The sequence below is a fragment of the Pseudomonas sp. ef1 genome, assembly GCF_007293365.2.
GTDB lineage: Bacteria > Pseudomonadota > Gammaproteobacteria > Pseudomonadales > Pseudomonadaceae > Aquipseudomonas > Aquipseudomonas siliginis.
Genome location: NZ_CM129815.1, coordinates 4,497,374 through 4,519,110, shown reverse-complemented (window position 1 = coordinate 4,519,110; position 21,737 = coordinate 4,497,374). Strand labels below are relative to the sequence as shown.

At 58.7% G+C, this 21,737-nt stretch carries 22 protein-coding genes and 1 pseudogene; 12 read left to right on the top strand and 11 right to left on the bottom strand.

What is annotated here, in order from left to right:
* Positions 1-83 precede the first annotated feature (83 nt).
* Entirely contained in the window at positions 84-743 is a 660-nt protein-coding gene (locus FEE99_RS20445; RefSeq protein WP_041480834.1) for a carbonic anhydrase, read from the bottom strand.
* 58 nt (positions 744-801) lie between these two features.
* A complete protein-coding gene (gene cynS, locus FEE99_RS20440) occupies positions 802-1,269 on the bottom strand; it encodes a cyanase (RefSeq protein WP_041480833.1) in 468 nt (155 codons plus the stop codon).
* Between the two features lie 121 nt (positions 1,270-1,390).
* On the opposite strand from cynS, the gene cynR reads away from it, so the two are divergent.
* Positions 1,391-2,272, top strand: coding sequence for a transcriptional regulator CynR (gene cynR, locus FEE99_RS20435; protein WP_041480832.1), 882 nt, complete (start codon positions 1,391-1,393; stop codon positions 2,270-2,272).
* A 173-nt stretch (positions 2,273-2,445) separates the two neighbouring features.
* On the opposite strand, the gene FEE99_RS20430 is transcribed toward cynR, so the two are convergent.
* Together FEE99_RS20430 and FEE99_RS20425 are read right to left on the bottom strand one after the other, a co-directional pair.
* Complete coding sequence (locus tag FEE99_RS20430) at positions 2,446-2,775, bottom strand: hypothetical protein (protein WP_041480831.1); 330 nt, start codon at positions 2,773-2,775, stop codon at positions 2,446-2,448.
* Between the two features lie 542 nt (positions 2,776-3,317).
* Complete coding sequence (locus FEE99_RS20425; protein WP_041480830.1) at positions 3,318-5,261, bottom strand: DNA topoisomerase III; 1,944 nt, start codon at positions 5,259-5,261, stop codon at positions 3,318-3,320.
* A gap of 192 nt (positions 5,262-5,453) precedes the next feature.
* On the opposite strand from FEE99_RS20425, the gene FEE99_RS20420 reads away from it, so the two are divergent.
* Entirely contained in the window at positions 5,454-5,816 is a 363-nt protein-coding gene (locus tag FEE99_RS20420; protein ID WP_024013262.1) for a DUF427 domain-containing protein, read from the top strand.
* 52 nt (positions 5,817-5,868) lie between these two features.
* On the opposite strand, the gene FEE99_RS20415 is transcribed toward FEE99_RS20420, so the two are convergent.
* Both FEE99_RS20415 and FEE99_RS20410 read right to left on the bottom strand, forming a co-directional pair.
* Positions 5,869-7,491, bottom strand: coding sequence for an MFS transporter (locus FEE99_RS20415; RefSeq protein WP_041480829.1), 1,623 nt, complete (start codon positions 7,489-7,491; stop codon positions 5,869-5,871).
* A gap of 132 nt (positions 7,492-7,623) precedes the next feature.
* Positions 7,624-9,286, bottom strand: a pseudogene (locus tag FEE99_RS20410) (GMC family oxidoreductase).
* Between the two features lie 133 nt (positions 9,287-9,419).
* Here FEE99_RS20410 and FEE99_RS20405 point away from each other — a divergent pair.
* The 3 genes from FEE99_RS20405 (at position 9,420) to FEE99_RS20395 (ending at position 12,640) form a co-directional block, all read left to right on the top strand.
* Positions 9,420-10,304, top strand: coding sequence for a LysR family transcriptional regulator (locus tag FEE99_RS20405; protein WP_041480826.1), 885 nt, complete (start codon positions 9,420-9,422; stop codon positions 10,302-10,304).
* A 141-nt stretch (positions 10,305-10,445) separates the two neighbouring features.
* Positions 10,446-11,987 (top strand): T6SS phospholipase effector Tle1-like catalytic domain-containing protein, encoded by a 1,542-nt coding sequence (locus FEE99_RS20400; protein ID WP_041480825.1) that lies wholly within the window; start codon positions 10,446-10,448, stop codon positions 11,985-11,987.
* Positions 11,987-12,640 carry a DUF2931 family protein gene (locus FEE99_RS20395; RefSeq protein ID WP_041480823.1) on the top strand — a complete coding sequence of 218 codons (654 nt, stop codon included), beginning with the start codon at positions 11,987-11,989 and terminating at the stop codon, positions 12,638-12,640. Before FEE99_RS20400 ends, FEE99_RS20395 begins: the two co-directional genes overlap by 1 nt.
* Positions 12,641-12,746: 106 nt before the next feature.
* On the opposite strand, the gene FEE99_RS20390 is transcribed toward FEE99_RS20395, so the two are convergent.
* From FEE99_RS20390 to FEE99_RS20380, 3 genes are all read right to left on the bottom strand, one after another.
* Positions 12,747-13,850, bottom strand: a complete 1,104-nt coding sequence (locus FEE99_RS20390; protein WP_041480822.1) for a DNA alkylation repair protein — start codon at positions 13,848-13,850, stop codon at positions 12,747-12,749.
* Between the two features lie 2 nt (positions 13,851-13,852).
* Complete coding sequence (locus FEE99_RS20385) at positions 13,853-14,458, bottom strand: glutathione S-transferase family protein (protein ID WP_041480820.1); 606 nt, start codon at positions 14,456-14,458, stop codon at positions 13,853-13,855.
* Positions 14,459-14,519: 61 nt separating this feature from the next.
* On the bottom strand, positions 14,520-15,428 hold the full coding sequence (locus tag FEE99_RS20380; protein WP_041480819.1) for a MurR/RpiR family transcriptional regulator: 909 nt from the start codon (positions 15,426-15,428) through the stop codon (positions 14,520-14,522).
* Between the two features lie 403 nt (positions 15,429-15,831).
* On the opposite strand from FEE99_RS20380, the gene FEE99_RS20375 reads away from it, so the two are divergent.
* The 3 genes from FEE99_RS20375 to FEE99_RS20365 all read left to right on the top strand — a co-directional run bounded on the left by FEE99_RS20375 (position 15,832) and on the right by FEE99_RS20365 (position 18,380).
* Complete coding sequence (locus FEE99_RS20375; RefSeq protein ID WP_016775095.1) at positions 15,832-16,236, top strand: TraR/DksA family transcriptional regulator; 405 nt, start codon at positions 15,832-15,834, stop codon at positions 16,234-16,236.
* 227 nt (positions 16,237-16,463) lie between these two features.
* Positions 16,464-18,068, top strand: a complete 1,605-nt coding sequence (locus FEE99_RS20370) for a methyl-accepting chemotaxis protein (RefSeq protein ID WP_041480944.1) — start codon at positions 16,464-16,466, stop codon at positions 18,066-18,068.
* Between the two features lie 108 nt (positions 18,069-18,176).
* Entirely contained in the window at positions 18,177-18,380 is a 204-nt protein-coding gene (locus FEE99_RS20365) for a hypothetical protein (RefSeq protein WP_016775093.1), read from the top strand.
* A gap of 6 nt (positions 18,381-18,386) precedes the next feature.
* Here FEE99_RS20365 and FEE99_RS20360 read toward each other — a convergent pair whose 3' ends face one another.
* A complete protein-coding gene (locus FEE99_RS20360) occupies positions 18,387-18,626 on the bottom strand; it encodes a DUF2789 family protein (protein WP_041480818.1) in 240 nt (79 codons plus the stop codon).
* A 49-nt stretch (positions 18,627-18,675) separates the two neighbouring features.
* Positions 18,676-18,888, bottom strand: a complete 213-nt coding sequence (locus tag FEE99_RS20355) for a hypothetical protein (protein WP_224789874.1) — start codon at positions 18,886-18,888, stop codon at positions 18,676-18,678.
* A gap of 481 nt (positions 18,889-19,369) precedes the next feature.
* Here FEE99_RS20355 and FEE99_RS20350 point away from each other — a divergent pair, with 481 nt between their 5' ends.
* The 4 genes from FEE99_RS20350 (at position 19,370) to FEE99_RS20335 (ending at position 21,688) form a co-directional block, all read left to right on the top strand.
* A complete protein-coding gene (locus FEE99_RS20350) occupies positions 19,370-19,819 on the top strand; it encodes a hypothetical protein (RefSeq protein ID WP_177327036.1) in 450 nt (149 codons plus the stop codon).
* Entirely contained in the window at positions 19,816-20,013 is a 198-nt protein-coding gene (locus tag FEE99_RS20345; protein WP_041480814.1) for a hypothetical protein, read from the top strand. Before FEE99_RS20350 ends, FEE99_RS20345 begins: the two co-directional genes overlap by 4 nt.
* Positions 20,014-20,138: 125 nt before the next feature.
* Positions 20,139-21,155 carry an ABC transporter substrate-binding protein gene (locus tag FEE99_RS20340; protein ID WP_041480812.1) on the top strand — a complete coding sequence of 339 codons (1,017 nt, stop codon included), beginning with the start codon at positions 20,139-20,141 and terminating at the stop codon, positions 21,153-21,155.
* A 92-nt stretch (positions 21,156-21,247) separates the two neighbouring features.
* Positions 21,248-21,688, top strand: coding sequence for a DUF3995 domain-containing protein (locus tag FEE99_RS20335; RefSeq protein ID WP_041480810.1), 441 nt, complete (start codon positions 21,248-21,250; stop codon positions 21,686-21,688).
* Positions 21,689-21,737 lie beyond the last annotated feature (49 nt).

Sequence of the window (21,737 nt, the reverse complement as noted above, 5' to 3'; positions counted from 1 at the left end):
GCGCCGTGTAGGAGCTGCCGAAGGCTGCGATCTTTTGATCTGATCGTTCCCACGCAGAGCGTGGGAACGATCACGGTGGGGAGTCAGGCAGCGTGGCTGGCTTGCGCGCTGATCGCGCAAGTCTCAGGCCGCTCGACCAGCGGCACAAAGGTACGACGATCAGAAGAGAGTGCGTCGATCGAACCGGTCTCGATGTCGTAAACCCAGCCATGCAGATTCAGCCGCCCTTGCTCCTGGGCCAGGCGCACACTCGGGTGGGTCTGAATATTCGCCAGTTGCGCGATCACGTTCTCGCGCACCATCGAACTTAATTTCGCCGCGTCGCTGCCATGCACGCGCGCTTCGTTCATCACCTTCGCCGACTCGGCATGCTGCAGCCAGCCGCTGACGGCGGGCAGGTGATCCATGCATTTGCACTGGGCAATCGCCGTCATTGCGCCGCAATCGGAGTGGCCGCAAATCACGATATCGGTCACCCCCAGTACCGCCACCGCATACTCCACCGTCGCCGAGACCCCGCCCGGATGCGGGCTGTAGGAGGGCACGATATTGCCGGCGTTACGGATCACGAACAGTTCGCCGGGCTCTTGCTGGGTCAGTAGCTCAGGCACCACGCGGCTGTCGGAGCAGGTGATGAACAGCGTGCCGGGTTGCTGAGTCGTGGCCAGATGTTTGAACAGTTCGCTGCGTTGCGGGAAGGCTTCGTTCTGGAATTTCAGGAAGCCGTCGATCAGGGCTTTCATGGGCGTGTCCTCGTGGCAGAAATGAGATGGCCCGCACGCAGGATGCGGGCCGGGCGCATCAGAACGGGCGCAGCGGCAGGAACTTGCCGTCGAGCGTCACCACCGCGCGGGAGCCGCCTTCCGGGTCTTCGACTTTTTTGATGTCCAGTTTGAAGTTGATCGCGCTGATGATGCCGTCACCGAACTGCTCGTGAACCAACGCTTTCAGCGTGGTGCCGTAGATCTGGATCATTTCGTAAAAACGGTAGATGGTCGGATCGGTCGGCACGCCGCTGAGGCTGCCGCGCAAAGGAATGATCTGCAGAGCGGCGACGTCATCGGCGCTGAGGTCGAGCTTGTCGCCGACCACTTGAGCAGCATTTTCCGGCAGAGGATGCTGGCCGAGCAGGGCGGCGGTGACATAAGCCAGGCTGAGGCCGGTGCCGTCAGCGAGATCCTGCCACGACAGATCTTTTTTCGCCTTGGCGTCGAGAACGCGGGTGGTCAGAGCCAGGCTGTTGTCGTTGTAGGCGTGGGACTGTTGCATGGTGTCACTCCTTTCAGGGGTTGGCTTGCTTGTGTGGAAACAATGTTGCGCCGTTCGATTCATAGCGTCCAAGACCGATATACAATGCTTCGCATAAGCCCTGCCTATAGATGGTGTCCTCATGCTGTTGCGACATTTGCGTTATTTGCTCGCCGTTGCCGATCACGGTGGCTTCACCCGCGCCGCCGAAGCGCTGCATGTGTCGCAGCCGACGTTGTCGCAGCAGATTAGGCAACTGGAAGAAACACTCGGCGTGAGCCTGTTCGATCGCACCTCACGCACGGTGAAGCCGACGGATGCCGGAGCGGCTTACATCGAATGCGCGCGGCGCGTGCTGGTGGAGCTGGAAGCCGGGCAGCGCGCCTTGCACGACGTGAAGGACTTGTCCCGCGGCACCCTGCGCCTGGCGATGACGCCGACGTTCATGGCGTATCTGGTCGGGCCGTTGGTGCGCGACTATGGGGCCCGGTTTCCCGGGATTCATCTGGAAGTGTTCGAACTCTCGATGGACGACATCGAGGCCGGGCTGGCGGATGACTCGCTGGACGTCGCGATCGCGTTTACGCCGGTGCGCAATGCCGATATCGAATGCATACCGGCGTTTACCGAGACGCTGGGGATCATGGTCGGGCCTGGGCATCCGCTCTATGACAGCCCTTCGGTGTTGACGCCGGTGGAGGTTGCTTCACTGGATTTCGCCTTGCTGGCGCCGGGCTTCATTACGCGGTTATTGGTGGATGAGTATTTCCGTGAGCACGGGATTACGCCGCATGTGCGGATTGAAGTGAATTCGGTGAGTACGTTGCTGGAAGTAGTGCGGCACGCGCCGCTGGCGACTATGCTGCCCGAGGCGATTGCCAGCGAAGACCGCGCATTGCGCCGCTTGCGGGTCGAAGGGGAGGCGCCACAGCGTGGCGCGGCGTTGTTGCGGCGCAGGAATAATTATCACAGTGCGGCGGCGTTGGCGTTTGTTGATCTTGTTCTGCAAACGCGTACGACATGAACAAGATCTGTGGGAGCGAGCCTGCTCGCGAATGTGCTGTGTCAGACATTGATGTTTGCGCCTGAAGACTGCATTCGCGAGCAGGCTCGCTCCCACAAAGTTGCAGGGTGAGTTCTGGATGTAAAAAGGGCCTGCTTCTTATCGAAGCAGGCCCTTTTTTACTGAAGCGTTATTCAATACAACCGATCAATCACCCGAACTTCATTCTGATTCTGCATCGAATCCCACGCCTGTTTCAGCGTCTGCAGCACACTGCCAATGAAGTCCTTGTCGGCCGCAGCCTTCTTGCCGACATAACCGTGGCCGCGGCGGTACATCTTCAGGCGGGCCAGCAGGTTCTGGTGGTTGCGGTCGAATTCCTCTTCGCCAGCGTGAGGCGACAGGCAGTCGATGTGTACCTGGCCCGACTTGCTTATCCACAGAATATGGCTGTCGTGGCTATCTTTCTGCGCCGCGAACATACGCGCCAGTTCTTCGATGGTGGGTTGATTGTTCAGATTCATTGTTATGCCCCTTGACCAGTCTGGTGATCTTTCAAAGTTGATTCGCTAATACAGGTAGCCCATCGGTTAGTTGATCCCTGGCACCGAAACCAGGACGTCAGCGCTCGCCCGTATGAAGTACGGGGTCATGCATCTGTTGCATGTAGTCGTGTTGAATAACTGCTACGCAATAGCGTCACAACGAGGAGAAGCAGCGAAAACCGGGAGGCTCCTTGACGACAATCCAGTGTCGGCCACAAGCGTCTTGAGAATTTTCGCCAGCGCTTCTCGTCCTTGTACTGGACGTTCAGGCCAGGTCAGCTTCTTCAATCTGCCTTGTGGGCAGCGTGTATCCGGAAAAAACAACTCGGCGGTCAGACGAGTTTGCTCAAGCGTGTTACCAGTGCTCCCGATCGGGGAACGTCTTCATCATGCAAAAGCAAAACGATGCCGTCAACGGTTTTGTAGTGATTATTTTCAAGCACTACATATTGTCGGACAAAGCTGTTTTGGAATGAGAAAAGATCCGTTTCAGCAGCGTAGAGAAGGGAACCTCAAGGGATTCAGCGAGTCGCCGGACGCGCCGTGCGTTTGCGCGTACCGGCGGTTTTGCTGGCCGTCGACTTGCGCTTTTTCTTCCACGGCGCTGCGGCTTTGCCGGCAGGCGGCGGGCCGCTGATGGTCAGGCTGAGGGCTGAGCAGCGGCTGACCTGCTTGCTCATCCACGCAGCCTGTTTGGTGACGAATTCTTCCAGACTCATCTCGCCGCTTTGCACCATGTCCAGCGCCTGTTCCCAGATCGCCGTAGTGCCAGGATCGGCGATCGCGCGCGGCACTGCGTCGATCAGGCTGAACGCGGCAGGTGTCGCCGCCAGCGCCTTGCCGTTCTTGACCAGATAACCACGATCCAGCAGCCCTTGGATGATCGATGCGCGGGTAGCTTCGGTGCCGATGCCGGTGGTGTCCTTGAGTTTCTGTTTGAGCAGCGGATCCTCGACCAGTTTGGCGACGTTCTTCATCGCCTTGATCAGATCGCCTTCGGTGTAAGGTTTTGGCGGCTGCGTCCAAAGGTCCTTGAGATTCACCTTCGCCACAGCGCATTCGACGCCTTGGCTCAGAGCCGGCAAGGTTTGCGGCGCCGGTGCTTCGCGGCCCTTGGCCGGTGCCAGTGCTTCGGGCAATGCGCGCTTCCAGCCTGGTTCGATGATCTGCTTGCCGACCGCGCGCAACGCCTGCCCGTTGCAATCGAAATCGGCCTGGGTGCGATCATATTCGTGATTGGGCAGGAACTGCGCCAGGTAGCGCGCGCGAATCAGCGTGTACACCGCGCGATGCTTGCCGGTCAGACGTTCGAGGTTCTTCGCGGCGATGGTGGGGATGATGCCGTGGTGAGCGCTGACCTTGGCGTCATTCCAGGCCCTTGAGCGCCGCTGCGGTTCGAGAAAACCCTGCAACGCTTCAAGGCTCGAATCGGCCTGGCGCAACGCTGTGAGGATCGACGGCGCCTCACCGTGTTGACTCAACGGCAGAAATCCGCAATCACTGCGCGGATAGGTGATGACTTTGTAGGTTTCGTAAAGGGCCTGGGCGATGTCGAGGGTCTCCTGCGCGCCGAGGCCAAGTTTTTTCGAGCAGACTTCCTGCAAGGTGCCGAGATCGAAGGGCAGGGGCGCCACTTCGCGCATGCGCTCGGTTTTCAGCTTGATCACCCGTGCGCTGTCTGCACTGCTGACCGCCGCTGCCGCTTGCTGCGCCAACGCCTGATTCAGGCAGCGATCCTGATCATCACAAACGTCTGATGGTGCGCGCCACTGTGCGGTAAACGTCGTGCCGTTGTGCAGCAAATCCACGTCGATTGCCCAGAACGGTACGGGGACGAAATCGGCGATGCTGCGGTCGCGGTCGACCACCAGTCGCAGGGTGGGCGTTTGTACTCGTCCTACCGGCAGCACGCCCTGATAACCCGACTGCCGGCCCAACAAGGTGAACAGTCGACTCATGTTCATGCCGATCAGCCAGTCCGCGCGTGAACGGCCCAGCGCCGAGTGATACAGGCTGAAGGTTTCGGCTCCCGGCTTCAGCGCGGCCAAGGCCTTGCGGATCGATGCCTCGTCCAGCGCCGACAGCCACAAGCGGCGGATCGGCCCGCGATAGCGGCAGTGCTCGACCAGTTCCCGGGCGATCATCTCGCCCTCACGGTCGGCGTCGGTGGCGATGATCAGTTCGCTGGCCTCGCCAAGCAGACGCTTCACCGCTTTGTACTGGCTGGCGGTGCGCGGCTTGACGGTCATTTTCCATTTGTCGGGAATGATCGGCAGATCGGCCAGCACCCAGCGCTTGTAGCGCGCGTCGTAGGCATCCGGCGGCGCTGTTTCGAGCAAGTGGCCAATGCACCAGGTCACTGTGACGTCCGTCCCCAACCAGCAGCCGTCGCCGCGACGCCTGGCGCCGAGCACGGCCGCAATGTCTTTGGCCTGGGAAGGTTTTTCACAGAGGTACAGCCGCATAGCTACCATCGCTGGTTGGTTTGTGGGAGCGCACAGGATGGCTGGAGTCTGCGGCGCGAGCAACTTTTATCTGTATGGATATACAGATAAAACGATTGCCAAAGATTTTCGCCGTTCGGCTGCAATCTCAACCAGACCCGAGCCCATCAGCTATACCTGAACCGGTCTCTTCGCCGTCTTCAGGAGAACCCCATGAAAAGCCCCAGCCCCGTGATCAGCGTTGAACAACTCAGCGGCTGCCTGCTGGTGAAATTCCACGGCATCCAGGTCGCCGCGTCCTCCCACGCGCTGATCCTCAACGAAGCCAACTATCCGCCGGTGTACTACATCCCGCGCGAAGACATCGACGAAAAATACTTCGCCCGCACCGACCACACCAGCTATTGCCCGTACAAGGGCGACGCCAACTATTTCAGCCTGCAAGTGCCCGGACATGAGGGTGCCAACGCGGTGTGGACGTACGAAAACCCGAAGGTCTCCGTCGCACCGATCCGCGACTACGTGGCCTTTTATCCGGACCAGGTGACATTCGAAGTGATCAAGGCGGACGCCTGAGCAGAAAAATGGCGAGAGAATCGCTTCCCTCGCCATTGTGTCAGCGGGTTTTTCAGTTCTTGTCGAGATCGATATTCTTCGTCTCACGCAGACAGATCATCCCTACCACCAGGCTCACCCCGGTGATCAGCACCGGATACCACAGCCCGTAGAAAATATCCCCGGTGTACACCACCAGCGCAAACGACACGGTGGGCAGGAAGCCGCCAAACCAGCCGTTGCCGATGTGATAGGGCAGCGACATCGAGGTGTAGCGAATGCGCGTCGGGAACAGTTCGACCATCAGCGCCGCCAGCGGGCCGTAGCACATGGCGGAGATGATGATCAGCGCGACGATCAGGGCGACGATCATCGGTTTGTTGATCTGCTGCATATCGGCTTGTTGCGGGTAGCCGGCGAGGGTAATCGCGCCGCGCAGTGCCGCCTCATCGAAACCATCCAGCTTCACGTCGCCGACACTCACTTGCACGGCGCTGCCCGCAGGTGCTGCGACGCTGGAGTAGGGCAGGCCTTGTTTGACCAGGAAGGTCTTGACCTTGTCGCAGGGGCTGTCGAATTTAGCCTTGCCCACCGGATCGAACTGGAAGGTGCAAGTGGCGGGGTCGGCGAGGACGGTGATCGGCGCCTGACGGCTGGCCTGATCGATCGCCGGGTTGGCGTAGTGGGCCAAGGACTTGAAGATCGGGAAGTACAGTGCGGTCGCCAGCAGCAGACCGAGCATCAGCACGGGTTTGCGTCCGACCTTGTCCGAGAGCCAGCCGAAAAAGATGAAGAACGGCGCGCCGATCACCACGCTGATGATCAGCAGACTGTTGGCCACCGCCGGGTCCATTTTCAGGAACTGGGTGAGGAAGAACAGCACGTAGAACTGCGCAGCGTAAAAGGTCACCGCTTGCCCGGCGTTGATGCTGAACAGCGCGATCAGCACGACTTTGAGGTTTTCCCATTTGCCGAAGGATTCGCGGATCGGCGCCTTCGAGGTTTTGCCTTCTTCCTTCATTTTCAGGTAGGCCGGCGACTCGTGCAGGCTCAGGCGAATCCAGGTGGAAATACCCAGCAGCACGATCGACAGCAGGAACGGAATGCGCCAGCCCCAGACTTCAAACTGGTCGCCGGTGAAGTAGCGGCAACCGAGCACTACCAGCAGCGAGAGCAGCAGGCCGAGGGTCGCGGTCGATTGAATCCAGCTGGTGTGGAAGCCGCGTTTGCCGATGGGCGCGTGCTCGGCCACGTAGGTCGCCGCGCCGCCGTATTCGCCACCGAGCGCCAGGCCCTGAAGCATGCGCAGCACCACCAGAATGATCGGCGCGGCGATGCCGATGCTGGCGTAGGTCGGCAGCAGGCCGACGCAGAACGTCGCCACGCCCATCAGAATGATCGTCGCCAGAAAGGTGTATTTGCGCCCGATCATGTCGCCCAGGCGGCCGAACACCAACGCGCCGAACGGCCGTACGATGAAGCCGGCGGCGAACGCCATGAGCGCGAAGATGAATGCCGTGGTGTCGTTGACCCCGGCGAAGAACTGCTTGCTGATCACCGCCGCGAGGGCGCCGTAGAGGAAGAAGTCATACCACTCGAACACCGTCCCGAGTGACGAGGCGAAGATGACTTTCTGCGTGGCGTTGCTGGTATCGGCGCTGCCCGCAGCGTCGAGCGGCTGAACGTGTTCTGACATATCGGTATCCCTCACAGTGATTGTTTTTGTTGTTCCACTGGTGTTGCGTGTCCGGTAATGCGCGATGCCTGAGTCTGGTGGTGATTCCTGTGGGAGCGAGCCTGCTAGCGAAAGCTTTTTGCCAGCCAACTCCTAGGCTGAGTGAGCTACCGCATTCGCGAGCAGGCTCGCTCCCACAAGGGAAATATCTGCAGGTCTGGACAAAATCAGTTGTGCCGCCTTCTCGGCAATCATCAGCGTAGGCGAACAGGTATTGCCCGAGGTAATTCTTGGCATGATCGACGCATCGGCAACGCGCAGACCCGGCACGCCATGCACGCGCAATTGCGCATCGACCACTGCGTCACCGTCGTTGCCCATGCGACAGGTGCCGACCGGATGGAAAATCGTCGTGCCGATCTTCGCCGCCGCTTCATGCAGTTGTTCTTCGCTTTGCAAGCTGTCGCCGGGCAGGTATTCGACCGGTTTGAACGCTTGCAGGGCAGGGGCGCTGACGATGCGCCGGGTCAGGCGAATCGCATCGGCGGCGACGCGCAGATCTTCTGGATGGCTGAGGTAATTGGGCTGGATCAGCGGCGCCGCTTGCGGATCGGCCGAACGAATCTCGATGCGTCCACGGCTCTGCGGGCGCAGGTCGCACACCGAGGCGGTGAACGCCGGGAAGCTGTGCAGCGGCTCGCCAAAGCGCTCCAGCGACAGCGGTTGCACGTGATATTGCAGGTTCGCCGAGGTTTGCTCGGGACCGGAGCGGGCGAATGCGCCCAACTGACTCGGCGCCATCGACAACGGCCCGCTACGGTCATACAGATAACGCAGGCCCATGCCCATCTTGCCCCACACGCTGCCGGCGATCTGGTTCAGGGTGCGGGCGTTTTCCAGTTTGTAGATCAGGCGCAGTTGCAGGTGATCCTGCAGGTTGCCGCCGACGCCCGGCAGCTCATGAATCACGCCTATTCCTAAGCGTTCGAGCAGCGGCCGCGGACCGATCCCGGAGCGCTGCAGAATGCTCGGCGAGCCGACTGAACCGGCGCACAAGACAATCTCCTTGCGCGCCTTGAACTGTCTGGTCTGGCCTTCATGCTGCGCGCTGACTTTCGCCGCGCGGCCGTCCTCCAGCAAGACACGATCAACCTCGACGCCGGTCAGCACGGTCAGGTTCGCCTCGGCTGCGCAGCGGTTTCAAAAAGGCCTTGGCCGCGTTCCAGCGCACCCCGGCTTTCTGGTTGACCTGAAAGTAGCCGCAGCCCTCGTTGTCGCCCTGGTTGAAGTCATTGATGCTGGCGATGCCGCTTTGCTCGGCGGCGCTGCGAAAGGCATCCAGAATCGGCCACGACAGGCGCTGTTGCTCGACCCGCCATTCACCCTGATCGCCATGAAATTCAGCGCCGCCGGCAAAGTGGTTTTCGCTCTGTTTGAACAGCGGCAGCACGTCTTTCCAGGCCCAGCCCGGATTGCCCGCCGCCGCCCAACCGTCATAGTCGCCGGCCTGGCCGCGCATGTAGATCATGCCGTTGATCGACGAACAGCCGCCCAGCACCTTGCCCCGCGGATAGCTCAGCGCGCGGCCATTGAGGCCGGGTTGTTGTTCGGTTTTGAAGCACCAGTCGGTGCGCGGGTTACCGATGCAGAACAGGTAACCCACAGGAATATGAATCCAGGCGTAGTTGTCGCGTCCGCCGGCTTCGAGCAGCAACACCCGCTGCTGGGGATCCGCTGAGAGCCGGTTGGCCAGCAAGCAACCGGCGGGGCCGGCGCCGACCACGATGTAGTCGAATTCATCCAGGGACGTCTGCATGCCCTGACCTCGCTTTTTGTTTTTATTGTCGGACACTCTAGTTGTTAGCTTTCGTTAAAAGAATGTTAGTTTTTGCGCAGCCGCTGTGCGTTTTCAAACAGCCCGAAGTGACGATAGCTGACAAGGACCTGCCATGTTCGACTGGAACGACCTGCGCTTTTTTCTCGAGCTGCAACGCAGCGGCCGCCTGCTCACCGCCGCGCGCCGTCTCAATACCACCCACGCGACGGTGGCGCGGCATATTGAATCGATCGAGAAAAGCCTCGGCACGGCGCTGTTCGTCCAGCACGCCCAAGGCTATGAAATGACCCCGGCGGGGGAGGCCTTGCTCAAGCACGCCGAGGCGATGGAAAACGTCGCGCTGCTGGCGCAGGAAGAAATCACCCAGTCCACCGCGCCGCTGGGCAAGATCCGCGTCGGCGTCACCGAAGGCCTTGGCATCAAATTTCTCGCCAGTCGCATGATTGGCTTGTTCGAGCGTTATCCGGGATTGGAGGTGGAACTGGTCGCCGTGCCGCGCTTCGTCAGCATCCTCAACCGCGAAGCGGAGATCAGCATCCACCTCGAACGGCCATCCGCCGACATGCTGGTCACGCGCAAGCTCACTGACTATCGGCTCGCGCTTTACGCCAGCCAGACCTACCTCGACAAAGCGCCACCGCTGCATAGCCGCGAAGACCTGGGCCGACATGCGTGGATCGGTTACGTTGACGACCTGCTGTTCAGTCAGGAACTGATGTTCCTCAACAGCTTCTGCCGCAGCCCGCGCGTGGTCTTTCACAGCACCAGCGTCATCGCCCAGCAGGAAGCGGCGCGCTCGGGGTTGGGCATCGCCGTGCTGCCGTGTTACATGGCCGCGTCCGACCCGGATCTGGTGGCGCTGCTGCCGGATGAAAGCATCGAACGCAGCTACTGGATCAGCACGCGGCGGGAATTGCACAAATCGGTGCGGCTGCGGGTGGTCTGGGATTATGTGGTGGGGTTGTGTGAGGCGGAGCAGGGGCTTTTACGCGGTTAAACCTGCCGCATCCAAATCCCCCTGTGGGAGCGAGCCTGCTCGCACTAATGCTCCATCGCTGGCACACCGCCACGGCTTGCACCGCCCCCTCCCGGCTGTCACCCTTCTGGCCGTTCTTCAAGGATCAGAAGGAATCAAGGATTGAGTGGCTACGTTCCAAACCCGCCGAAAAACTATCGCTACGAAGAAGCCAAACCCGTCGATATACACGCCCAGCATTGGGCCGAGTATGAGAAGCATGGGAAAGAGCCCGCGCGCGAACCTGAGAAAATCGTGATTGCGTTGAGGATCGGGGTGTTCTTTGATGGCACGGGCAACAATGCGAACAACTCTGCTGCGGGGTTGTTGTGTGGTGCTCAGCATCCGATTGCGCCTGAGGATATTCCCGTCAGTTGCCAGCCTTATATGGGTGATCCGGATAGTAGTTATGGTAACGATGTCAGCAATGTGAAGAAGCTGAGCGAACTGTATGGAGCAACACGACTCGCTGAGGGAGAAGGGCCACGAAAGAGAGCTTTCGGTATGGTCTACGTCGAAGGTATAGGTACCCGTTCAGGTGAAGAAGACAGTAAATTCGGCGCCGGTACAGGACGTGGTGAAACCGGCGTTGCAGGGCGAGTCCAATCCTGTTTCGCGGTGATCGAACAGCGTATCACTGAAGTATTGGACAAAAATCCCGGTAGTGAAATTGCTTCGTTGACTTTCGACACGTTTGGCTTTAGTCGCGGTGCCGCAGCCGCCAGACATTTCGCCAACGAGATAGTGCGTGGCAAACAAGGGCCTTTAGGCGACATCCTCCGCAGTATGTCCGATGCCCTCAGTTCGACCTTTGTTGATCAGTATCACAGCGACATCAACGTGGGCTTCATTGGGCTGTTCGACACGGTACCGTCGATTGCTGGATGGTCCAATCTGGGCAACATAAAAAGCGCAGTCGCAACGGGGGTCAAACTCTATCTCGACCGACGTTATTTCACCGACGTTGTGCAGTTGGCTGCGTGGGATGAATGCAGGGCTAACTTTGCTCTCAATCGAGTAGCGATGGATCATCCGGAAATCGTCTTGCCGGGTGTGCATTCCGATGTGGGTGGAGGTTACCTTGAGGACGCTGAAGAGTGTGTTCTCGTTAGCCCAATGCAGACGCTAGAGGTCGGTACGTATACTGACGTCGCTACCACATCGATCTACCAGGATGCGATCAATGTGAGAAATCAGTGGCTAGCCAAGGGTTGGCCGCTCGAAAATCTCGAGATCGTTACGCCACCGCCATTACTGCTACCGGTTAGCCCTCAGGATCGACTTAGTCCTCGAGTCAAGCGAGTCTATGCGGCCGTCCAACTCAAGCGTCCGGTGAGTGGATTACTGTCGAGAGTGAGCCTGCGCGTGATGCATCAACTCGCCAGAGCCAAAGGCGTTCTCTTCGAAGACATTCCCGAGACGCCAGACTTCGCCGTTCCTGAAGAACTCAAGCCCATGTGTGATCGTTTTGTCTCCGGCGACTACAGCACCACGCCAGAGGAGGAGCAAATACTCAAACTCAAGTACATTCACACGTCCGCCAACTGGAACCATCCGCTTGGCAGGAAAGATGGGAGTGGCATCAGAGCTGTTTACATCAACGCCCCCACGGAAGATGCAATCCGAGTAAAGCACCCACACGTACCTGACTGGACGCTTTGGTAATGAAGTTATTTACAGCACTGCTGTGTACGCTTTTTGTGGCTGGTTGTAATGCCGACCCGCTGTCAGCAAAAAACGACCCTAAATCCCCTTGGTGGGAACTCGGTTTCACCGAACCCAACTACATGAAGGTCTGGGTTGAAGACACTGCTGTAGAAGATATAAAGGGAAAAACATTTTTGCGTACCGGTGGTGGATCGGCATCGGGCGGGCAACCTGAAGACGGTACCGAATCGGCCCGTGGTTGGGACGGAGTGGGCGCGTCCGCAAAAGCCGTGGTCGGCGCTGATCTCCCAAAAAGAATTTTTGTTCGCTGGCAGTCCATCGTAGAGCCTCAAACTTATCGGGCTTGGGTAGATATACCCGAAGAAGCCAGGCAAATGATGCGGACTTCGATCGCGCAGCGCTGCGCGAAAACACCAGAGCGGCGGAGTACCTATATTTCATCGGTCTATCTGGGCCTGGCGCCAGGCGGCGTTGTGCAGGTTTGGGTCAGAGACGAGTGCCACCATCCGATCAAAGTCGCCAGAGCACAGGCGGAGATCGAGCCTTTAGGACCGAGTCAGGGTAAGAACCAAGGACGCTACGCCTATCCCGTCAGCGAAAAATCCAAGCGCTATATCGAGAAATTCGGCATTCCATACGGAAGTTGGTAAGCGCTGAAGCCGTGAGTCGTCCACTGTGCCGCCGCGCGCAATGTCGATTCACGGCTGCCAGTGCACTGATCCGCTACCGGCTCTTTTGGTGAATAAACAACTCACCTCAAATCAAAACCTCAAACGCCGCACTCCCCAACACCTCTCCATTAACCATCACCTGCACCCCATGTCGCCCGGCAAAATGCTTACGCGTCGTAAAATCCTTGATGACTTGATTCCGTCGCACTACCCCAGTCCCGAAACCCGCTAATCCCAAAGTCTTCAACTTGAAAACCTTCCTCGAAACCCCGCCATTCGCCTTCACATACTCAATCGCATAGTCAATCACCAGCCGCTGCTCATGCGCCACAGTCGACTTCACCGTAAACGACAACGTAATCGCTTCCCCCAACCTCACCACCGCAGGCTCAACCCGCACATCCAGCAACTCAACCTCAGCCTTCGCCCCTGCGCCAATCACCGTCAGCGCGCGCACGTCGCCCTGTTTGATCAAACTGCGCAGCGCATGCTTGGCAATCCAGGCCGTATGCTTGTTGTCCAGCGACCAACCTTCAATCGTGTCCAACGCCCACTCCGGATGCACTTTCGTCACATCATTCAAATGATTCGCCACGGACTTGCGCACGTACAAGCTCTCATCCGCCTTCAACCGATTCAGTATCCCGGCGGCCAGCAGCGGATCCGCTTGTACCGCTTCCAACCGAAAGGACCACGGCAGGCGAGGGCGGCTGCCTTCGCTGGCGAGGCGGCGGACGTGATGGTTTTCGTCTTGGGTCCAGTCGTGCATCTGCTCCAGCGAGCGTTCAAGGTCGGTGCGCAGAAAGTAACGGATGGCGAATTCGGAGGAGCCGAAAGTGGTGAAGTATTTCAGGGCATCCATGGAGGTATCGAAGGCGTGCCCGCCATAGCTCGCGACGTAGTGCGGCAGGCACATGCTGACGAAACCGCTGTTCAGACGCGGCGCGAGTTCGAACAGCACTTCGAGGGAATCTTCGTAGTCCAGCGGCAACACGTCGTGCAGGCTTTCGGTGACGCGGGCCATGCGTTGCATCACTGATAATTCAGCGAGTCCGTCCTGGGCGTGTTTGAGAAACGCCTTGGCCTTGAATGCCGGGTACACCGCGCTCATTTCGTCAGCGATGTGCTGCAAGCGCTCGGCGTTGAAGATTTCCTTTAACGCCGGGGCGGCGGTGTCGGTGGTGCTCATGGTCAGGTCATCGGTGTGCTGATGAACGCATCGGTGCCTTCTGCGTAGGCGGTGTATTCGGCGATGCACGCATAGCGCGCGGAGTCGACCTGATCGGGCACGACGAGGTTGGTGAAGCTCCAGGCAACCGCCAGGCTTATACCGGTCTGGGAGAGGGAGCCGTCGACCGGCAAGTCAATTTGCTCAAGTTCTTTTTCCAGGGCGGTAAACGCGGCGGCGAGTTGGCCTTCAACGCGTTCAATCCAAGGTTGATATTGGATGTCGGCCGGGCGCAAGTTGCGTTCGTAATACAGCTGCACGGCTTTTTCGCAAGCGGCGAGGCTGAGGCCGATCAGACGCAGGGCGTGGACGCGTTGTTTGAGATCGCTGGGCAGCAGGCTCTTGCCGGAACTGGCTTCGAGGTAGTCGAGGATGAGGGTCGAGTCCATCAGGACCACGCCGTCGTCGAGGATCAGCGTGGGCGCTTTGACCACCGGGTTGATCTGCTGGAATTGCTCGAAGTGGCGGAACACCGAGACCGACTCGTGTTCGAGGTCAATCCCCAGGCATTTGGCGGAGATTGCTACGCGGCGCACGTAGGGGGAGTCGAGCATGCCGATCAGTTTCATGACGCGTTCCTTCAAGTCGAACCGGTGGGAACGCATAACCTAGCCGAGCCTGAGACAATTGTCAGTCGTCGAATCCGGGTTGTTCGTGAATCTCATCGACATTCAGTTCCAGCCGATAGGCCACCGCCACAAACAGCGCCTGGCACAAACACAGTGTCGCGCTTAGCGAACGAAAGGCCAGCGCACTGCCTTCATTGACCAGCAACACGCTATTGGCAAGTTTTGCCAGTGGCGACAGAGGGCTGTCGGTGATGATCAGGGCATTGGCGTCTTGCTGTTGTGCGAACCGCAGGCAGTGCTGGGTTTCCTTGGCGTAGGGCACAAAACTGATGGCGATGACCAGGTCGTTGGCGCGCACGCTGCGCATTTGCTCGCGATAGCTGCCGCCGATGCCGGAGACGAGATGAATGCGCTTCTGGGTGTGCTGCAGGTTGTAAACCAGATAATCGGCGACGGCGAACGAACGGCGGACCCCGACCACATAGATGTCGTCGGCATTGACGATGAGATCGACAGCTTTGTCGAACGCAGCCCCATCCAGTTCGCGGCCCAAACGTTCGATGCCCGATAGCGTTGCGTCGATGCACTCGCGGACAAGCTCACCGCTGTTGGCGGTCTGCGATTTGTTGGCGATCAGGCTGCGGATGCGTTGTTGATAGTTCTGCGCCGGCGTGGCCTTGTGCGTCCAGGCCTGGCGGAACAGCGCCTGCATTTCGCTGAAGCCGCTGAACCCGAAGCGCTGCGAAAAACGCACGATGGCGGACGGATGCACCTCGCATTCACGAGCGATGTCGCTGATGCGGTCGACCATGATTCGCTCGCTCTGCTGGCTAATGTAACTGGCGATACGTTTAAGCTGACGCGGAAGGGCGTCATATTCGTCGCTAATCGTTTGCAGCAGACGCTCGGCAGTGATCGGGGGGCTGGCGAGCGAAAGTTCGTCGGCGGCCGGCAGATCGGGGCGGGGCATAGGACATCCTTCGGGCGGGTTGAACACGCGGTAAGCCAGATCATAGAAGGGCTGCGCGGGCTCTGCCGGGCTGAAACGATGCACCTTGCGAGAATAATCTCGGCTGTCGATGGCGGGATGGTTAGCCGTTTGTCTTCTATATACAGCCGCTGGAGTGAATTTCTTGCTATAAACGCACTCCGATGGGCGTGTGAAGCCTGTGTCAGAGCAGTTTCCTGGTCCTGTCGGACAAATTCCCTGTATTTACAGTTGCTGAGGCCTTGATCGGGCCTTAGACTGCCGCCCCTCGTAAATTGAGTGCCGGGTGGCGTTTGCAATAAAACGATGCCTTTTCGACGGCCGACACGGTTCGCCGAAACGCTCCCTTATTCGCCTTAATGCACGTTTTTTTATAGAGATATCAATGACAAAGGACAAGTTGCTGGCTATGCCGGCAGATGACTACATGAATGCAGAGCAACACGCTTTCTTCACTGAGCTGTTGCAGAACATGAAAGTCGAAACCCACGAGCGCATTGAGCAAAACCGTATCGCCATCGAAAGCCTGGACACCCCGGCTGACCCGGCGGACGCGGCTTCGGTTGAAGAAGAGCGCACCTGGCTGGTCAACGCGATCGATCGCGACCAGCGCATGCTGCCGCAGTTGGAACAAGCTCTTGAGCGCATCAAGGACGACAGCTTTGGCTGGTGCGACGACAGCGGCGAGGCCATCGGCCTGAAGCGTCTGCTGATCAGCCCGACCACCAAGTACTGCATCGAAGCTCAAGAGCGTCACGAGCAGATCGACAAGCACCAGCGTCAGGCCTGATTCCATGGCGGCCCCTTGAATAGGGGGCGCCTGCAAAAGATCGCAGCCTTCGGCAGCTTCTACACGGAGTTGCGCGAGGCTGCGATCTTTGTTTTTGCTCGTCTGCGATATTCTCCCGTCGTTCCCTTGACCTGCCACAGACCCCACGACTAACGGACCATGGATAATGGCGTTGTAGTGGCGTTTAATGCAGTCACAACAATGAGAACAAACGTGGGGTGATCAAGATGACGAGAGATGGATCTCTGGTTGCGGCGCTGCCTGCACCAGTGCTTTTGCCGAAAAATCGCTGGATCGCGCCGACCCTGCAAAGCATCGCTCTGATGCTGTTGCTGGCCGGCATGGCTCTGGCCGAATGGTCGCTTTACCTCGGCATGCCGCTGGCGATACTGATTGTCTGGCTGCCGCGCCTGCGTTCGCGCAGCGCTCCTGTTGCTGTCCCGGTCGATAGTGCGAGCGCATTGTCCGCACTGACTCGCGATCTCTCCTACACCACCAGTCACAACGCACTGTCTGCCGCCGGCGTGGCGTTTTCGGTCAAAGCGCTCGCCAGCAAACTTGAATCGCAACTCGACGCGGCGGCGCAGATCGTCAGCAACGCCGAAGTGATGATCGCCACCGAGCAGGCGACTTCACAGCTCAGTCGCGACGCACTGGATGCCGCCAGCCAAGCGCATCACAGCAGCGCGGCGGGGCGCAGCGAACTGCTCGACTCGATTTCGCGCATGCGGCAACTCAGTCAGCGCGCCAATGCCAGTCGCGAATTGATCGAGGCCTTGAGTGTGCGCAGCGACGACATACAGCGGGTGACGCTGGTGATTCAGTCGATTGCCAGCCAGACCAATCTGCTGGCCTTGAACGCAGCTATTGAAGCGGCCAGGGCGGGCGAACATGGTCGCGGTTTCGCCGTGGTCGCCGATGAAGTACGCGGATTGGCGGCACGGACGGCGGCGGCCACGGGCGAAGTAGGTGAGATGGTTGCAGACATTCAGCAGCGCACCGCGCAAGTGGTGGCGCAGATTCGCGAGTTGTCGAGTGATCTGCATACCGGCGTCGAACAGGTCGAGCACACCGGTCAGCATCTGGAGAACATCGCGCGACTTGCCGCCGGAGTGGAAACCCAGGTCAGCGAAATCGCCCGTGGCGCGCAAACCAATCGCGAGCAGCTTGATGCGCTGTTCAGCGCGATTGAGCAAATGCGTAGCGATCTGGCGATCAGCGATCAGCAGACCCGCCGCCTCGCCGACGCCGCGGTGCAGATGGAAGGGCAGGCGGAAACTATCAGCGAGCGCTTGGCCGAAGTCGGTCTGGACGACTATCACCAGCGCATTTATGACCTGGCCCGCGAAGGTGCGAGCCTGATCGCAGCGCGCTTCGAAGCGGATGTCGAGCAGGGGCGGATCAGTCTGGATGACCTGTTCGATCGCAGCTACCAGCCGATTCCGGGTACCGAACCAGCCAAATTTCAAACCCGCTTTGATCGATACACAGATCAGGTCTTGCCGGCGATTCAAGAGCCTCTGTTAGCGCGTCATGAAGGTTTGGTTTTCGCGATCGCCTGCACGCAGCAGGGTTATGTGCCGACGCATAACCAGGCATTCAGCCAGCCGTTGACGGGTGATGTGCAGGTCGACACGGTAAATAACCGCACCAAACGCAAATTCGCTGACCGCACCGGTATCCGTTGCGGCAGCCATCAACAACCAGTTTTGCTGCAGACATACACGCGCGATACGGGTGAGCTGATGCATGATCTTTCGGTGCCGATCATGATCAAGGGCCGGCATTGGGGCGGATTGCGGCTGGGCTACAAACCGGAGAATCCACGCTGAGATTGTTACCGTTGACGCAATGAATCTGTGCACGGCGGTTGCTGTTTCCTCTCGAAGGAAAGCTTTAACCTGCGACTTAGTTAGGTAGCTAATTATTTCGGAGGGCACATGCAGTGCAGGGTAGACGTGGCAGTGATGATCGGCAGCGGTGTTCCGGCCGGCTTACGCGCGATGGGGCGCAGTGTGTGCTGGGTGGTTTTGCTCAACGGTGAGCGACGCGGCACAGCCTTCGCCAGTCGCGATGAAGCGGAGGAGTGCAAGGCTGCCTGGCTCGAACAACTGAACATCGAGCCCGGCGACAGCCTGCACTGATCGCCCTTATTTGCCGCGATGCAGGCGCACGTTCAGCTCATCGACAATTACCGCTTCTTCGCCGTCCGCACGCAACCACTCTTTTAGTAATTGCGCCTGTTGAGCCGACCAGAAATCGGCCTCGATGAGTTTGGTATCAGAGTCCAGCGGATGGGCTTCGACAAAGTCATTGATCGACGCTTCATCGGAAGGAAGGCCCAGCTGTTCGAAAAGGGTGGTCAGGTTAAGCTCGGTTGGCAGTTCCATCATCTACTCCTGGGTTGGTGCCGGTACGGCTTGTTCGTTCACTCCCTTATCAGAGGCAGGCGCTGGCGCGGAGTTCGATTTTTGATTCAAGCGAGCGGGCGAGGGCGCAGGCTTCGTTGTGATTGCCGCGGAAACCTCTGACACGGCCGGTGGATATTTCCTTGATATGAAAGAAAGCGATGCCCGCCGGCACCACCTGAAAATGTGGAGTTTGGTGATTGTTAGAAGATGTCGGAAGGTGATCGAGGTCGGTAACCTGCATGGCCAGAGATGGAGTGATTCGCGCGTCAGCCGACGTGGCAAAATGAGTCAAAGTGCACATATGAAGTCCTTTTCATCAGTCGGCCGGGATTTAACGGCCGTTGCGGGTAGTCGTAATGAGCATCGCTGCTCTAGAATCGCCAGTACCTATTGACGACCGGGCTTATCTAAAGCAATTTTTCGCCAGCGATATGTCGGAAAAGTGCTTTTTTTCGTGAGAAATTTCCCTGAAGTTCGTAGTCAGAATTGTTCTAGTCGCACTTGAGGCGTTTTCCTTCAAGCTTTGGCGATTTCAGAGCAGGTTTCACTAATGACAATCCAGTAGTCTACGAACCTCGCGATTCAAGAGTGCTTTGCTCGCTTCGGGTGTTTAAATGTTTTTGCAGTTTTCATCGGCCTGGCCGTTTCTTTTGCCGTGGGCGTTTTTCGCTGCGCGGTTTTTCAAATGTGGGGATGTTTCTTTGGCAGTCAGTAACCTCGATATGCATGCTTTGTTCGTGCTGGGTGATTTGCGTGCAAAGCTGGTCAAGCAATTCCAATCACGTTTTGTTTACATCACCGAGCAAAACGCCGAAGGCATTTACATCGCCGAAATCGACACCGAAAGTGCATTGGTAGTCGATGACAAACCGGGACTCAAACTCAAGGTTGGCGACCATTTCATCGCGTCAGTTTTGCCCAGCCGTGAAGGCGGCAAGATGGACATTCGTTTTCGCGACATCAAACTGACGGTCTACGGCCTGGGCGATTACGCCTTTGTCAGCACGGCCGACGGGCACGCGATCCTGTTCAAGGAAGGCCATAGCGTCGTCACCGTGCTCGCCGCCAATGAGCAGCTGCAGGAAGGTTTGACCAAAACTCTCAAAGCCGTCACTGCCAAAGCCGCCAAATGGCGCAAGGGCGAGCTGGTGACCTTCAAGGCCAGCGAGTGAAGCGCGCGGATTTCCATGCGCAAAACCTCGACAGCGCACGCGAAGACGCTCAGCGCCTGTTCGCCCGCAAGGCCGAACTGCAAGGTGCCTGGCTGAGTTGGGTGGCGTCGCAGCTCTACGCATTGCAACCGGCGGCATACGCCAGCATGGTCAGACGTGAGCTGCAAAGCCTGCAGGAAAAGTCTGAAACGTAACCTCGCACGCAGCGGACCCCGGAAAAAGCAGGAACCTCGGCTAAAGTCAGTTGACTGAGTCATTCAGAGGCTTGCGTTTCTGTCAGGCCAACTGCCATTGCTGTGAACAGCACGAGGTGCGATGCATGAACGGATTTCGACGGTTACTGGCCGCCAGCGTGGCCACCTTTGGTTTGCTGACGTCAGCGCAATCGCTGCAGGCGGCACAGGCGCCGATCCACTTTGCCGACCTGAACTGGGAAAGCGGCAGCCTGATTACCGAGGTGCTGCGGGTGATCGTCGAGAAAGGCTATGGCCTGCCGACCGACACTTTGCCCGGGACCACCATCACCCTTGAGACCGCGTTGGCGAACAACGACATTCAGGTGATTGGCGAGGAGTGGGCCGGACGCAGTCCGGTCTGGGTCAAGGCCGAAGCCGAGGGCAAAGTGGTCGGCCTGGGCGATACGGTAAAAGGCGCCACTGAAGGCTGGTGGGTGCCGGAGTACGTGATCAAGGGCGATCCGGCCAAAGGCATCAAGCCGCTGGCGCCGGATCTGCGCAGTGTCACTGATCTGAAGAAATACAAGGACGTGTTCAAAGACCCGGAAAGCCCGGGCAAAGGGCGTTTCCTCAACAGCCCGATCGGCTGGACTTCGGAAGTGGTCAACAAGCAGAAGCTCACGGCGTATGGCTTGCAGGACGACTACACCAACTTCCGCAGCGGTTCCGGCGCTGCGCTGGATGCCGAGATCAGCTCTTCGATTCGTCGCGGCAAACCGGTGTTGTTCTATTACTGGTCGCCGACGCCACTGCTTGGCAAATTCAAACTGGTGCAACTGGAAGAGCCGCCGTTCGATGCCGAGGCGTGGAAGACGCTGACAGACGCCGATAATCCCAATCCCAAACCAACCCGCTCGCTGGCATCGAAGCTGTCGATTGGCGTGTCTACGCCGTTTCAAAAGCAGAACCCGCATATCGCCGAGTTCTTCAGCAAGGTCGATTTTCCCATCGAGCCGCTGAACAAGGCACTGGCGGATATGAGTGACAAGCACACCGCACCTCGTGAGGCGGCGGTCGCGTTCATGAAAGCGCATCCGGACGTGTGGCAGGCCTGGTTACCCAAGGATGTGGCTGACAAGGTGACTGGTGATCTGAAATAACGCGGTCAACGCAGTGCACCGCCGACCGGTCGTGCACGACCAAAAAATCCGACTACGATGGTTTGTTCAAATCCCTTTGAAGGATTTCAACCATGACCTTTGTGTTGGCTCAATGGCTGGTGACTGTGTTCGCGGCAATCGGCCTGATGCACGTGTATTGGGCGTTGGGTGGGCAATGGGCGGCTGCGGTGGTGGTGCCGCAGGTGCCGGTGTCGGGCTTCGTGGCCTCGGTACGCCCGGCCTTCAAGCCCTCAGGCTGGCTGACGCTGGCAGTCGCCGCTGCGTTGCTGGTCATTGCGGCGCTGGTTTGTATGCGGGTCGGCTGGGGCATGCCGGCGGTGCAGCACAAGGCACTACAATGGGTAATCAGCGCGATTGCGTTACTGATGTTCGCCCGAGCGATCGGTGACTCGAATCTGGTCGGATTTTTCAAGGAAGTGAAAGGTTCGCGATTTGCGCGGCTGGATACCTGGGTGTATTCGCCGTTGTGTGCGCTGCTGGGGGCGGGGTTGTTGGCGGTGGCTTGGGTTTGAGCTGATCCGGAATTTGCGACGCCCCGACTGGCCTCTTCGCGAGCAGGCT

What these genes read in the sequence shown, in the direction of transcription:
- FEE99_RS20445 (WP_041480834.1), bottom strand. Translation starts at nt 743, where the DNA reads ATGAAAGCCCTGATCGACGGCTTCCTGAAATTCCAGAACGAAGCCTTC.
- cynS (WP_041480833.1), bottom strand. Translation starts at nt 1,269, where the DNA reads ATGCAACAGTCCCACGCCTACAACGACAACAGCCTGGCTCTGACCACC.
- cynR (WP_041480832.1), top strand. Translation starts at nt 1,391, where the DNA reads ATGCTGTTGCGACATTTGCGTTATTTGCTCGCCGTTGCCGATCACGGT.
- FEE99_RS20430 (WP_041480831.1), bottom strand. Translation starts at nt 2,775, where the DNA reads ATGAATCTGAACAATCAACCCACCATCGAAGAACTGGCGCGTATGTTC.
- FEE99_RS20425 (WP_041480830.1), bottom strand. Translation starts at nt 5,261, where the DNA reads ATGCGGCTGTACCTCTGTGAAAAACCTTCCCAGGCCAAAGACATTGCG.
- FEE99_RS20420 (WP_024013262.1), top strand. Translation starts at nt 5,454, where the DNA reads ATGAAAAGCCCCAGCCCCGTGATCAGCGTTGAACAACTCAGCGGCTGC.
- FEE99_RS20415 (WP_041480829.1), bottom strand. Translation starts at nt 7,491, where the DNA reads ATGTCAGAACACGTTCAGCCGCTCGACGCTGCGGGCAGCGCCGATACC.
- FEE99_RS20405 (WP_041480826.1), top strand. Translation starts at nt 9,420, where the DNA reads ATGTTCGACTGGAACGACCTGCGCTTTTTTCTCGAGCTGCAACGCAGC.
- FEE99_RS20395 (WP_041480823.1), top strand. Translation starts at nt 11,987, where the DNA reads ATGAAGTTATTTACAGCACTGCTGTGTACGCTTTTTGTGGCTGGTTGT.
- FEE99_RS20390 (WP_041480822.1), bottom strand. Translation starts at nt 13,850, where the DNA reads ATGAGCACCACCGACACCGCCGCCCCGGCGTTAAAGGAAATCTTCAAC.
- FEE99_RS20385 (WP_041480820.1), bottom strand. Translation starts at nt 14,458, where the DNA reads ATGAAACTGATCGGCATGCTCGACTCCCCCTACGTGCGCCGCGTAGCA.
- FEE99_RS20380 (WP_041480819.1), bottom strand. Translation starts at nt 15,428, where the DNA reads ATGCCCCGCCCCGATCTGCCGGCCGCCGACGAACTTTCGCTCGCCAGC.
- FEE99_RS20375 (WP_016775095.1), top strand. Translation starts at nt 15,832, where the DNA reads ATGACAAAGGACAAGTTGCTGGCTATGCCGGCAGATGACTACATGAAT.
- FEE99_RS20370 (WP_041480944.1), top strand. Translation starts at nt 16,464, where the DNA reads ATGACGAGAGATGGATCTCTGGTTGCGGCGCTGCCTGCACCAGTGCTT.
- FEE99_RS20365 (WP_016775093.1), top strand. Translation starts at nt 18,177, where the DNA reads ATGCAGTGCAGGGTAGACGTGGCAGTGATGATCGGCAGCGGTGTTCCG.
- FEE99_RS20360 (WP_041480818.1), bottom strand. Translation starts at nt 18,626, where the DNA reads ATGGAACTGCCAACCGAGCTTAACCTGACCACCCTTTTCGAACAGCTG.
- FEE99_RS20355 (WP_224789874.1), bottom strand. Translation starts at nt 18,888, where the DNA reads ATGCAGGTTACCGACCTCGATCACCTTCCGACATCTTCTAACAATCAC.
- FEE99_RS20350 (WP_177327036.1), top strand. Translation starts at nt 19,370, where the DNA reads ATGCATGCTTTGTTCGTGCTGGGTGATTTGCGTGCAAAGCTGGTCAAG.
- FEE99_RS20340 (WP_041480812.1), top strand. Translation starts at nt 20,139, where the DNA reads ATGAACGGATTTCGACGGTTACTGGCCGCCAGCGTGGCCACCTTTGGT.
- FEE99_RS20335 (WP_041480810.1), top strand. Translation starts at nt 21,248, where the DNA reads ATGACCTTTGTGTTGGCTCAATGGCTGGTGACTGTGTTCGCGGCAATC.